General features: G+C 57.2%; 7 protein-coding genes. 6 read left to right on the top strand and 1 reads right to left on the bottom strand.

Going from position 1 to position 13,410, the window contains the following annotated elements:
• Window positions 1–100: 100 nt before the first annotated feature.
• The 5 genes from glmU to JK176_RS03305 all read left to right on the top strand — a co-directional run bounded on the left by glmU (window position 101) and on the right by JK176_RS03305 (window position 9,667).
• Window positions 101–1,435, top strand: coding sequence for a bifunctional UDP-N-acetylglucosamine diphosphorylase/glucosamine-1-phosphate N-acetyltransferase GlmU (gene glmU, locus JK176_RS03325; protein WP_211586376.1), 1,335 nt, complete (start codon window positions 101–103; stop codon window positions 1,433–1,435).
• Window positions 1,435–3,261 (top strand): glutamine--fructose-6-phosphate transaminase (isomerizing), encoded by a 1,827-nt coding sequence (gene glmS / locus JK176_RS03320; RefSeq protein WP_211586375.1) that lies wholly within the window; start codon window positions 1,435–1,437, stop codon window positions 3,259–3,261. The genes glmU and glmS overlap by 1 nt, the downstream gene beginning before the upstream one ends.
• A gap of 78 nt (window positions 3,262–3,339) precedes the next feature.
• Window positions 3,340–6,306 carry an FAD-binding and (Fe-S)-binding domain-containing protein gene (locus JK176_RS03315; protein WP_211586374.1) on the top strand — a complete coding sequence of 989 codons (2,967 nt, stop codon included), beginning with the start codon at window positions 3,340–3,342 and terminating at the stop codon, window positions 6,304–6,306.
• Between the two features lie 117 nt (window positions 6,307–6,423).
• Window positions 6,424–7,044, top strand: a complete 621-nt coding sequence (locus tag JK176_RS03310; RefSeq protein WP_211586372.1) for a thiamine phosphate synthase — start codon at window positions 6,424–6,426, stop codon at window positions 7,042–7,044.
• A gap of 49 nt (window positions 7,045–7,093) precedes the next feature.
• Entirely contained in the window at window positions 7,094–9,667 is a 2,574-nt protein-coding gene (locus JK176_RS03305; protein WP_211562845.1) for a cation:proton antiporter, read from the top strand.
• On the opposite strand, the gene JK176_RS03300 is transcribed toward JK176_RS03305, so the two are convergent.
• Window positions 9,664–11,091: a peptide MFS transporter gene (locus JK176_RS03300; RefSeq protein ID WP_211586370.1), complete on the bottom strand. Its 1,428-nt coding sequence runs from the start codon at window positions 11,089–11,091 to the stop codon at window positions 9,664–9,666. The genes JK176_RS03305 and JK176_RS03300 overlap by 4 nt on opposite strands.
• A gap of 575 nt (window positions 11,092–11,666) precedes the next feature.
• On the opposite strand from JK176_RS03300, the gene JK176_RS03295 reads away from it, so the two are divergent.
• Entirely contained in the window at window positions 11,667–13,292 is a 1,626-nt protein-coding gene (locus tag JK176_RS03295; protein ID WP_211574732.1) for a porin, read from the top strand.
• Window positions 13,293–13,410: the final 118 nt, after the last annotated feature.

The following is a 13,410-nucleotide window of genomic DNA, read 5'->3' as shown; positions in this document are numbered from 1 at the left end:
AGCACTCGAACGAATTGCAATAATCGGCAATTCGAAGTGATGACACAGTCTGCGGGCTTCGTTTGACGCGGACCCGTGGTTTGGATACCCCGGGCAGGACATGACCGAAACAACCCATCGCACCACTGCCATCATTCTCGCTGCGGGCCTCGGCACACGCATGAAATCCCGCCTGCCAAAGGCGCTGCATCGTCTGGGCAACCAGCCCATGATCAATCACCTCATCACAACTGCCCGGCAGGTCTTCGATGATGTGGTCGTCGTCACGGGGCCGGATATGCCGGAACTCGAAGAGGCTGTCCGTCCGTTCAGAACCGTCACGCAGGTCGAACGGCTCGGCACGGCGCACGCAGCCAATGCAGCGCGGGACCTGTTCGGGGATGGGGATATTGCTGTTCTTTATGCTGATAATCCGCTGATTACCGCCGAGACCATGGAACGCCTGCTTGCGGCCCGTAGAGAGGGTGCCAGTCTGGCGCTTCTGGGAATGCGTCCAGCCGTTCCGGGACGTTATGGCAGGATTGTCGAAGACCACGGCAAGGTCGTGAAAATCGTCGAGTTCAAGGACGCAACCGAAGACGAGCGCAGCATCACCCTTTGCAATGCTGGAGTCATGTGTGCCGGCGCAGAGGATTTCCGAAACTGGCTGGAGAATGTTCGTAACGACAACGCTCAGGGCGAATATTATCTGACGGATATCGTTGAAATGGCCGCTAAAGCCGGTTCGGTTATTTGTGTGGAAGCGCCTGAAGAAGAACTGGCTGGCGTCAATTCCCGCTCTGAACTCGCACGCGCCGAAGCAACCCTTCAGACGCGACTGCGAAATGCAGCAATGGATGCTGGAGTGACATTGGTTGCGCCGGAAACCGTCTTTTTCAGCACGGACACCGTTCTTGAATCTGACGTGACGGTCGAGCCGAATGTCTTTTTCGGGCCGGGTGTAACGGTCCGTTCAGGCGCGCTTATTCGCGCTTATTCTCACCTTGAGGGCTGCGAAGTTGGAGAAGCTGCGCTGATCGGTCCTTACGCCCGGCTCCGTCCCGGAACGGTCTGTGCCGCGCAGACGCATGTCGGCAATTTCGTCGAGCTCAAGAACGTGGAGCTGGGCGAGGGCGCAAAGGCCAACCATCTGACCTATCTGGGCGATGCTTCGGTCGGACGCGGCACCAATGTCGGGGCGGGGACAATTACCTGCAATTACGATGGCGTTTTCAAACATCGAACCATCATCGGGGAACGGGTTTTCGTCGGTTCGGACGCCATTCTCGTGGCTCCCGTAACCATCGGTGACGATGCACTCGTGGCCGCAGGAAGTGTGATTACCGATGATGTGCCCACTGGTGATCTGGCTTTGGGCCGGACGCGCCAAACCCTGAAAGCCGGACGCGGCCTTCAGATCAAACAGTCTCTCAAAGCTCGGAAGGAACAGGGCTGATGTGCGGTATCTGCGGTATTGTCGGACACAAACCTGCCAGCCCGATCGCTTTCGAGGCTCTACGACGCCTTGAGTATCGCGGATATGATTCTGCCGGAATCGCGACCCTGACGGCGTCGGGCGACATCGAACGCCGCCGCGCTGCGGGTAAGCTCGATAATCTGGAGCGCGTTCTCAAAGAGCATCCGCTGCACGGCACCACGGCCATCGGTCATACCCGTTGGGCGACGCATGGCGCTCCCACCGAAAACAACGCCCACCCCCATGAAGCCGGGCGTGTGGCAATCGTTCATAACGGCATTATCGAGAACTTCGCGGCCCTTAAGGAAGAACTGGAAGCGAAAGGATGTGTGTTTCGGACTGAAACGGATTCCGAAACCGTCGCGCATCTGGTCGATGACTATCTGAAGCAGGGACTGCCGCCCCGGGAAGCCGCGTTTGCGGGTATCAAGCGACTGGAAGGGGCCTATGCCATCGCCATGATCTTCAAGGATCATGAAGGTCTGCTGATTGGCGCCCGTCATGGCGCACCGCTGGCTGTCGGCTACGGTGACGGCGAAATGTTTCTGGGCTCGGACAGCATTGCCCTGGCCCCCATGGCCCGGAAAATGACCTATCTCGAAGACGGCGACTGGTGTGAGCTCACAACCGATAGCGTCAGAATTTTCGACATGACGGGCTCTGAAGTCAGCCGTCCGGTTCAGGACCTCACTTTCATGGCAGGGCAGGTCGGCAAGGATGGTTACCGGCACTACATGGAGAAGGAACTCCATGAACATCCGGTCGCCATCGGGCAGACGCTGAAACGGATTACGGACCCGGCCTCAAAGCGCATTACGTTGCCGTCGATGCCGTTCGATCCGGCACAGGTTCCGCGCATTACCATCACCGCCTGCGGCTCCGCCTATTATGCCGGGATGGTTGGCCGGTACTGGCTGGAATCCCTTGCGCGCATTCCGGTGGAAATCGATGTTGCGTCCGAAATGCGGTACCGCGAACCGCCCCAGCCGGACAAAGGCGTGGCGCTGCTGATTTCACAGTCCGGCGAGACCGCGGATACGCTTGGTGTTCTGCGCAGCCTCAAAAAGGCCGGTCAGAGCATTGTCTCGGTTCTGAATGTCGAACACTCCACAATCGGGCGGGAAAGCGATCTCGTACTGGGCATGGATGCAGGACCGGAAATTTCCGTTGCTTCGACCAAAGCCTTCACCGCGCAGCTTTCCGTTCTGGCAGCCCTAGCGATCGAATTCGCCCGTGCGCGTGGGACGATGGATCGGGCCCGCGAAGAACGTCTGACGGCGAGCCTGCTGGATCTGCCGTCGAGGGCCGCAGAAGTATTCACCCGCACCAAGGACATTCAGGCTATGGCCGCCCTTGTCGCGCAGGCGCGTGATGTCCTGTATCTGGGACGCGGGATTTGTACGCCGATTGCCTTTGAAGGGGCCTTAAAATTAAAAGAAATCAGTTACATCCACGCCGAAGCTTATGCTGCGGGTGAACTGAAACACGGTCCGATCAGTCTGATCGACCAGACCGTTCCGGTCGTCGCAATCGCCCCGTCCACAATCCTGTTCGACAAAACGCTGTCTAATCTTCAGGAGGCGAAAGCACGGGGTGGGCGCATTCTTGTCTTCACCGATGCGGCAGGCGCCAAGCGCCTTGAAGGTGTGGCGGAACAGATCGTCATCATGCCTGATGTGGACGCTTTCGTCGCACCGATCCTGTATGCCATTCCCGTTCAGATGCTGGCCTATGAAGTCGCGCTTCTGAAAGGCACGGACGTGGATCAGCCGCGCAATCTTGCGAAATCCGTAACGGTCGAGTGAAGAATTTTCCTATTCGGAGAGCTTATTTTTCATTCATTATAACGGTATGGACCATGAAACACTAAAAGGGACGTAAAGATGGGTGGAGACGCAATATCCGGAACGCCAGCCGGAAATTCAGGCCTTTCCCCCAGCGCCCCCGACATCGTCCTGCGTGAAGCTTTCGTCAGAAGGCTGAACGAGCAGGGCTTTGAAGGCGATATCGACCTGCGAGTTTCCTCGCGGCTGATTTCTTCCACCGATAACAGCATTTATCAGCGTCTCCCGGCTGCGGTCATTCACCCGCGCACCGGAGAAGACCTCAACCGGGCCGTGAAAGCGGCTTCCGACGGGGATCTGACGCTCGCAATCCGGGGCGGCGGCACTGGCACCAACGGCCAGTCCCTGACCGATGGCGTCGTGGTTGACGTCTCACGTCATCTGGACCGGATCCTCGATTTCGATGCCGAAGCAGGCACGGTCACCGTTGAGCCGGGCGTTATTCTGGCGCGGCTCAACGCCTTTCTGAAGCCCCATGGTTTTTTCTTTCCGCCAACCGTCTCAACCGCTACGCGCGCGACGATTGGCGGCATGATTGCGACGGATGCTTCCGGCAAAGGCTCACGGATTTATGGCAGGACGTCCGACTATATCGAGGCGATGGATGTCGTTCTTGCGGATGGAAGCGATCTTGCGGTTGGTCAGCTGACTGCTGACAAGCTGCAAGGCGCAATGACCGGAACCGGGCTTGCCGTCCGGGCTTATCGTGAAGTCCATCGGGTCGTCACGGAGCGTGCGGAAGAGATCCAGCGTGTTTTCCCGGACATGAACCGAGGTCTGACCGGATACAATCTTCAGAACATCCTGCTCGAAGACGGGAGCTTTCATCTCGCACGACTGCTGGCGGGATCGGAAGGCACGCTTGCCCTGACCAAGAAAGTCGTTCTGCGCGTCAGACGACTGCCGAAATACCGTCAGCTTATCGTCGTCCGCTATGCCAGCTTCAATGAGACCCTACGGGACGTCCAGACTCTTTTGCCTGCCAACCCCTCCGCCGTTGAAGTGCTGGATGACCGTGTTCTCGCCAAGGCCCAGCAGGACGTGACATGGCACGCCCTTGAACGCGTTCTGGGCAATACGTCAGCTCTTCCGGTCAAGGGGATGAGCTTCGTCGAATTCGTGGGAGACGATCTGGAAGTCCTGAAAGAGCAGATGGCTCATGCTGTTGGACTTCTTGAAAGCTCTCCTCACAAACCCATTGACCATAAAGCAGTTTCTGATCCGGAAATTATTGCGAACCTCTGGACCCTCCGGGAAAAATCTGTGGGTCTGCTCGGGCGTCCGGACGGTCACAGACAGGGTGTTCCTTTCGTCGAGGATACAGCAGTCCCCCCCGAGGTTCTGCCCGAATATGTCAGCGAGTTCCGCGACATTCTGGATGGGTATGGCCTGTCTTACGGCATGTTCGGGCATGCAGACGTCGGATGCCTGCATGTCCGGCCTTTTCTGGACATGCTGATAGCTGAAGACCGGGCTCTGATCCGGCCAATTTCTGATGCCGTGGCTGAGTTGACGAAACGATATGGCGGTCTGCTCTGGGGGGAACACGGTCGGGGGTTCCGCGGGGAATTTTCGCCGCTATTTTTCGGCGAAACTCTTTTTGCAGAACTGTGCCGCATCAAGGATGTCTTTGATCCCAAAGATATTTTTAATCGCGGCAAGCTGGCTCCAGGTGGAGCGGGTTATCCAGTCGACCGGATTGATGGCATCCCTTTTAAAGGCGGGTTTGACGAGGAGATCACACCTTCGCTGCGTGAATCTTACGGCCTGTCCGTAAGCTGCAACGGCAATGGTGCCTGTTTCAACCGCGAGCCGGACATGGCCATGTGCCCGTCTTACAAGATCACGAAAGACCGCTCGCAGTCTCCGAAAGGCCGCGCCCTGCTGCTTCGAAGCTGGGGCAGACTGCGCTCATTACCGGAAGATGCTCCTGATCGAGGGATGCTTCCTGCCTTGACAGAAGAGCTTAAGGCCTCGCTGGACACCTGCCTGTCGTGCAAAGCCTGCGCCACGCAATGTCCGATCCGCGTGGATATTCCGTCCATGCGTTCCAAGTTTCTTTCAACCTATTTTCGTGAGAACCGCAGACCCGTCAGGGATTATATTGTGTACTGGCTGGAGCCGCTTCTGGCCGCAGGACGCACAACTCCCAACCTCGCCAACTTCCTGATGCACAACCCCGCATCACAAGCCGTTCTGTCCCGTCTGGGGCTGGTGGATCTTCCGCATCTGCGACCGGCGCGGCTGAAGGCGGGCAGTCAGGTCAACCGGTCGTGGCTGCAACGCAACCGGAGCAATCCGCGCGCTGTAATCGTGATGCAGGATTCCTTCACCGGCAGCTTTGATGGGGGGCTTGTTGAGAAGGTTCATGCTCTCCTGACGCAGCTTGGGTTCGATGCGAAAGTCACGCCTGTCTGGGACAATGGCAAAGCGCGTCATGTTCTGGGGTTTCGCAAAGGCTTTGGCGTGACGGCGCGCGCGACCCTGAAGAAATTGAGGGCATTGGCGGAGTTCGATATTCCTGTCGTGTCGTTGGATGCAGCAACTGGTCTCATGTTCACGCAGGAATACCGGGAAGTGGCAGGAAACAGCCCGATACCAGCAGTTCTTCCGCTGGAGGTTTTTCTACGGCAACAGATCGGGCAGGGAGCCGTGCAACCGCTTCCGGCTAGTCGCGACAGGCCCCGAATGACCGTGATTTCGCATTGCATGGAACAGGCCGCCCGACCGGAAAGTGCCGGAGACTGGGCTTTTGTCCTCCAGCATTATGGTGTGCCGGTGGAGGCGGGGAAAGCAGGCTGTTGTGGCATGGCCGGGCTGTTTGGGCATCAGAAGGAACATGCCGGAATGTCGCGAGAAATGTTCGAGCAGAACTGGGCCAGGAAAGTTGAGACACCGGTTCTCGCCACAGGATTTTCGTGCCGCTGTCAGACCGAGCGCATGGCCGGAATCCGTCCATCTCATCCTGCAGAAACACTGATTTCCATTTTGCAGGAACGCTTGTGAAAACAGGACGTTGATAACGATGTCGCACCTCTGGACGCGTAGAGCCTGAACTGTAACAGTGTTGCTCGATCTCAAAAGGCTCGTCCTTGCCTGCAGGCCCTGTGGAGTATGAATGTCATGTCTTCCCTTCCGTCCCAGATCTATGCCGTTGTCGACCAGCCCCGCTGGGTGGAACGGCTTGGCGGAGCCGGACTGCGATTCATCGAACTCTATCTCCGGGATCTGTCCGAAGAGGACGTTCGGGCGCAGGCTTTGCTGGCTCAGGAACTTGCGGCACGTTTCAATGTGTCTCTCGCGTTAAACCGCTACTGGCAGACTGCCATCGAACTGGGTTATGAGTGGCTGCATCTTGGACCGGAAGATCTGGAAACCGCTGACCTGGAGGCGATCCGGACCGCAGGTATCAGATTTGGTATCTCAACCCATACCCGTCAGGAACTGGAAACAGCTCTGGCCTGCAAGCCTGATTACATTTCCTTTGGTCCTGTCTGGTCTACGGAGCTTCGAGGCGTGAAGCTGACGGGTAGGGGCCTGAAGCAACTGGCGGAATGGCGGGAGCTGTGCGGAGATGTGCCGCTGGTAGCGATCGGAGGCCTCACGGTGCCACGGCTGACGGAGTGCCTTGAAGCCGGAGCGGATACGGTGGCTGTGATGAGCGATTTCATCGGCCATTCAGACCCGGAAGGGCAGGTCCGGCGCTGGCTTGACGCCGTCTCAGAAGAAGCCGCCTCAACTTGAAACACGTCACCTCGTCTGCGGACGATCTGATGAAAGAGCCGAGACAACGATGATGGTGACAGGACTGGCAGCCGTACTCCTAGCGCTTGCATTCCTGCTCACGCTTGTCAGCATCATTCAGCCCCTCGCGAAGCGTCTTGAAATTTCAGAGGCCGTTCTGCTGGCTCTGACGGGGATCGGGCTGGGTCTGGTTGCGTCTCTGATCGTGCGATCCTCTGCGACCGATCTTCTGGACGGCGCAGCGGAAGCATTGATCTATTTTCCGGTCAACAGCGAAGCGTTCCTGCTGATTTTCCTGCCCATTCTGGTTTTCCAGGGTGCAATGGCCATCGATGTGCGCCGTCTGGCCCATGAAACGGCGACTGTCCTACTGCTGGCTGTTGTGGCGGTGATTGTGTCCACGGCTACGATCGGCTTTGCGCTTTATCCTTTTGCCAAACAGAGCCTTGTTGTCTGCCTGCTTCTGGGCTCCATCGTCGCCACGACCGATCCGTCCGCCGTGGCCGGAATTTTCCGCGAAATCGGCGCGGCATCCCGCCTGACACGCCTCGTCGAGGGAGAGGCGCTCCTGAACGATGCTGCGGCCATTTCGATCTTCTCGATCCTGCTCGCCGCCGTCACCTCCCATCACCAAATCCATCCAACCGAAGCCCTGATGGACTTTATGACGGCCTTTATCGGGGCTATTGTGGTGGGTGTCTGTCTGGCGCGCCTGACATTGCTGCTGATTGCAGGACTGGGCGGGTCGGCGGCTTCGGAAGTCACGCTGACGCTGGCGCTTCCTTATGCCGTCTATATCCTGTGCGATGAAATGCTCGGCTTTTCGGGGGTTGTGGCAACGGCCGCGGCAGGTCTGACAGTGTCCGCTTACGGGCCGTCCACCTTCCGTCCACAGGTCTGGCGTTTTCTGAACGAGATGTGGGAACAGCTCGTTTTCTGGGCTGGTTCGCTCGTCTTTCTTCTGGCGGCCATGCTGGTTCCACGTCTGCTGATCGGTATGACGAAATGGGATTTCGTGCTGATCCTGATTGCGAGTGTGGCTGGTCTGATCGCGCGCTCGGCTGTGATTTTTGGTATGTTGCCCCTACTGGCAATTACGAAGCTGTCGCCGCCGGTTCCAAATCCCTTCAAGGCCACGATGGCCTGGGGTGGCATTCGCGGCGCCATCACGCTTGCTCTTGCCCTGGCCGTGACGGAGAACCAGAGCGTTTCCAGCCCTGTGGCCCATTTCGTCGGTATCATCGCCACGGGCTTCGTTCTCATTACGCTTCTGATCAACGGTACGACCCTGCGGGCCTTGGTTTTGTTCTTTAAACTGGATCAGCTTTCCCCCATCGATCAGGCTATTCGCCAGCAGATCGTGGGAATTGGTCTGGGTGAGGTCGCCGAACGGACGCGGGAGCTGTCTGAAGAACTCGGCTTTAGCGAGCAGACGCGCGCTGGTGTTATCAGCCGTCTTGAACGTCGCGCCGAGAAGGAGAGGGCGGCCAATAATTTTGAATCCGCCCTGAGTGACCGTAACCGCGTCAACATCGCCCTGATTACCATCGCCAATCAGGAACGTTCCCTGCTGTTGGACCTGTTCCGGATTCAGGGTCTGTCTCGCCGTGTGATGGAAACATTGCTGAGAACAGCGGAATCCATGGCGGATGGTGCCAGACTGGAAGGGCGTTACGGCTATGTGCGCGCGCTCAAGCGGCGTCTTCAGCCTTCATTGCGCTTTCGAATCGCGCAGGAACTGCATAGTCGTCTGCATATCGACGAACCCCTGACGAACTGCATGATGGAGCGGTTCGAGATGCTCATCATTGCGCATCTCGTCTCGCTTTCGCTTCAGCGCTTCGTTCGCCAGCGTATGGAACCCACACTCGGTCCACGTATTACGGAAATCGTGGCTGAAGTGCTCGGCCGTCAGCGCAAACTGCTGGATGATGCGCTTGAGACACTCCGCCTGCATTATTCCGGCTATTCCGAAGCTCTGGAAAGCCGCATCCTGCGGCAAATCGCCCTACGTCTCGAAGATGAAGAATATGATGCTCTTGAAGCCGACAGCCTGATTTCCGAAGAGCTTCATCGCGAACTGCATCGTGAGATCGAACGCCAGCGGGCACGGCTTGATGCGCCGCTACGTTTTAATCTGAAAAGCGGCATCGAACAGCGCCTTCGGGCTTTTCCGGCATTCAATGGCGTTCCGGACAGTGTGCTGCAAAAGCTGTCCTCCAAGGTTTCGATGCACTTCGTCTCACCCGGAGAAGTGCTGTTCAAACGGGGCCAGCGCGTTCGTGTGGTCTATGCTCAGGTCGCGGGGCTGGCTGAAGTCAATCTGGCCGAGCAGGAGATCCTGTTCGGTAGTGGAGATCTGATCGGAGCCGCCTCCGTCATCCGCAACGAGGCCATGCCCGGCACAGTCCGTTCCCTTCAGTTCAGCCATCTACTGGCCATTCCGCGACCGGTTTTCGAAAAGCTGATCCGGGATTATCCCATCGTTCAGCGCCTTATTATCCAGCGCAGCAAGAAAAGAGCGGACGGACTTCTGATGCCTGTCACAGTCCGCACGCTGGACGGAGACGCGATTTCAACGGCCTCTGCCGCAGAGATGCGCCATCTGGTTTCGCCGCCTTAAAGAGCCGGGGGCGGGGTCTCTTTTTCGGGAGCCAGCAGATCGCGGAACCGGAGCGCGCAGAACCCAAGAATGACCGCCGCCAGCAGAGCGGCTCCCGAGTGCAGCAGCCAGAACGAGACGTCGGAAATACGACCCAGAAGTGTTGCGAGTTTTCCAATCAGAAGATTGGAGAGAAACAGATGCAGCGAAAAGCAGGCCACGAGAATGGTGTTGACGCTCACGGGAGCAGCCCGGGAAAAAAGGGCCATTCCGATCGCATAACTCATCGAAAAGCCGATATCATTAATGATGTGAAAGGCCAGCCCCCAAAGCAGGCTGACTTCATGCGGGCCCGGGCTGATCCATGATCCCAAAGCCAGAATAAGCGGGCCGAACGCCCCGATAAAAGTACCCAGTGCGACTTTCGTAATTTCGGAAAGATCCTCCCGCCGTTGGGAATAGGCTTTCCAGAACCACAGAACAGCCACAGCACACAGAGTGCTGATGAAACCATCCAGAGAAATCAGATCGCTCACCGGCATTTCGTGCCCCAAAAGACGAAGCTGGAAATGCTCGCGTCCCCAGAGCAGATAACCGTCGAAAATTTCGGAGTTCGGGACAGCTCCAACTGCCATGACCGGCACAAGCGCCAAAAGCAGCCAGACCGTCTTTTTTTCCTGTGACGTCAGGGCAGGGCGTGTGCGTTTTGAAATGTTCGCATCATGAGGCTTCAGATGGACGGTAAGGTCAGAGGCAGGAAGCCAGCGGCGCCCGAAAAGATAGACGACGAGCCCGATCAGCATACCAACGCCCGCGGCCAAAAAACCCCAGTGCCATTCGATCTGCGCCAGGCTTGCACATAATATCGGCGACACGATGACGGCAACCTGAAGTCCCATCATATAGATCTGATAGGCGTCCGAACGTCTCCGGTCGCCCAGGGCATAAAGCGCGCCAACCTGCGCCCGCAATCCTCCTGCCATGCCAAGACCTGCGAGCAGAAAACCCAGTGCCAGCACGAAACTCCAGTCGAATGACAGCAGGAAATGGCCCACCGTCATCAGAATCGCTCCAAAGAGAATTGTGCGTGTCTGACCAAGGACACGGTCCGCCAGAAAACCGCCGATGAGGGGAGTGGCATAGATCAAGGCCAGAAAAAGCCCTGTAATGGCTCCCGCCAGAGCTCTCGGCCCGACTGGCGCATATAAAGCCGAGACAAACGCCTCAAGCGGCGCCAGACCAAATACATGTCCGGAATGGTCGGGGTGAAGCAGATGATCCGTGAGATAAAGCGCAAGGATGGCCTGCATGCCATAAAGCGAAAATCCGACCCAGCCCTCCGTCAGCGTCAGAACCCACAACCCGATGGGATGCCCCCAGAGTTCACGTTGTCTTGAGGGAGCAAACGGTTCGATGACGGGGGAAGCAGGAAGGATCTCGGTCATGCAGCCTCAGTGATGCAGGGGAGGAAGATCCTGCGTAACGGCAGAAACCCGCGGAGGTAAAGAGGAGAGATACCTATGGCAAAATGCCACCATCTAGTTGCAATGGCATTTTGCCATTAGATTTTCAGACCGGAATTTCCCATGGCAAATTGCCACAAACATATTTATGGCAATTTGCCATTGGCGTCAGATCAATCACTAAGAACGCGATCTGCATCTCAAAAATCCGCTTCAAAGGCGCCAAAAATCTGGGGCAATAGTGTTCTGTGGCATTTTGCCATAGGGATAAATTTTGAAATCCGATGGGTTCAATGCGCTGGGCACAAGCTGAAAGACTTGAAATCCAACATGAATCAGAGGCGGGATCTGCAACACATATATGTCGTATAAGATATATTATGCCAACTTATATATCTGGGAACTCTAAATTTCTGACTTTTTTGTGAGAACACATCCTATTGTTGCGAAGAATGTCTCAATTCGCGCTAGGAAAAGCGGTGTAGTCCATTTCTGCCGGTGAGAGCACATACTCGATCACCGGTATATCCGCGGGAGCGGCTGTTTATATGTCATCTATGTCCCTGTGCCGCCTGAGTCTTCTGGGAAGCACATTCTGCGTTGCTGTTCTCTCCGCCCTCCCGACCATCGCACGGGCTGATGATTATACGGAACTGCTCGACATCCTTCGCGCCAAGGGCAGCCTGAGCCGTTCGGAATACAACGTACTGCTGTCACATCACCAGCATCACGCGCACCCCTCGCTGCAACGTGACGACGACGGAGCATCCCCGGCACCCGCACGCCATCGCAACCGTTACATGCGCTATGGACCCCAGAACGAAGGCAGCAGCCTTGATACTCCACCTGACGTGACGACAATTGCCGCAGTCTCCGCAGCGCGCCGTGCCGCCATGGAAGCCTCGGCCAGCGCACAGGACGCTCGCAATTCCCTGATGGAAGCACGCAGGACGTATAATCCGGACAGTATCGTCCGCGTGAAGCCCTATGTTGCGGGCAAAGGCGTTACGATCCAGGCAGGCCAGATCGACATCAACATTTCCGGCTTCGTCAACGCCTATTATACCTATAACAGTCCCAGCGGCGGGCGCCCCGTCGCGGGCGGCGTTTCCACCGGTAGCAGCGGGTTCGACTCATCTTCCGTCCGTAACGGCCTTCTGCCGGGTGGTCTGATCCTGAAGCTGAACACGGTACAGGAAGGCATCAAGCTGGGCGCCGTGTTCGGCATGTATCCCGGCATCAACAACAACGACCCCAGCACTTTCAACGCCAATTCCGGTGGCAGCCCGGTGGGCCTTGGAACCGCCGGCCTCGATTTCCGTCAGGTTTTCATGACTGCGGGAACCGACGAACTCGGTACGGTCAAGCTGGGTCGTGATATTGCGCTGTTTGCGTCCGATGCCATCCTGAACGACGCCACGCTTCTCAGCGTTGGCAGCACCGGCAGCAACGCCAACCCGGCCAATACGTCTCTCGGCCGCATTGGCGTCGGTTACGTCTATACTGACTGGCTTCCGCAGATCACCTATATCTCACCGAAATGGAAAGGCTTTCAGGCTTCCGTCGGCGTCATGACACCGCTTGACGAATATAACTTCGCAGGCGGCGGTCTTTCCGCGACGACGACTCAGCACAGTTCGCCCATGCTTCAGGGCAAAGTTACCTATGACGGCAATATCGCCGGATTTACAACACGCTTCTGGACTAGCTTCCTCGTTCAGCACCAGCAGAACCTGACCAGTGCAACCCTTGGCAGCAACAGCCGCAAGGGCACGACGGTCGAGGCCGGAGACGTGGGCGTCAAACTTTCGCGCGGTCCGTTTGAAGGCGTGGCATATTATTACTATGGCAGCGGTCTCGGCACGACGGGCCTTTTCTTCGACGGTGTCTCAGCACAGGGACGCAAGCGTGATTCGGAAGGCTACTACGTTCAGGCGGCCTATAAGATCCTGCCGAAGCTCAAGGTTGTCGGCAGCTATGGCGTCAGCAATCTCTATCAGGCCCCCGGTGAAGACAATCCGTCCATGGTCCGCCGCAACCAGTCGGAAGTCGGAGCAGTCTATTACAACCTGACGGACTGGTTCACGCTTGTGGGCGAATATGCCCATACGGAATCGGACGCCCACGGCATCGCACATGAGAGCGACCATACGATGTCGGCCGGTGCGATGATGACGTTCTGATCTTGAAGGACCGAGCGATGCGCCCTGCCCGGTCCTTCAAAAAATGAAAATATTTTTCGTCTGCCTTTTGTGCGCCCTGCTTGTGTTTCATCGACGGGGTGCAGCACAACCCCGCCTC

Source organism: Gluconobacter sp. Dm-73 (assembly GCF_018256215.1).
GTDB lineage: Bacteria > Pseudomonadota > Alphaproteobacteria > Acetobacterales > Acetobacteraceae > Gluconobacter > Gluconobacter cadivus.
The sequence above is the reverse complement of the archived record's forward strand: the minus strand, read 5'-3'. Positions and strand labels throughout refer to the sequence as shown.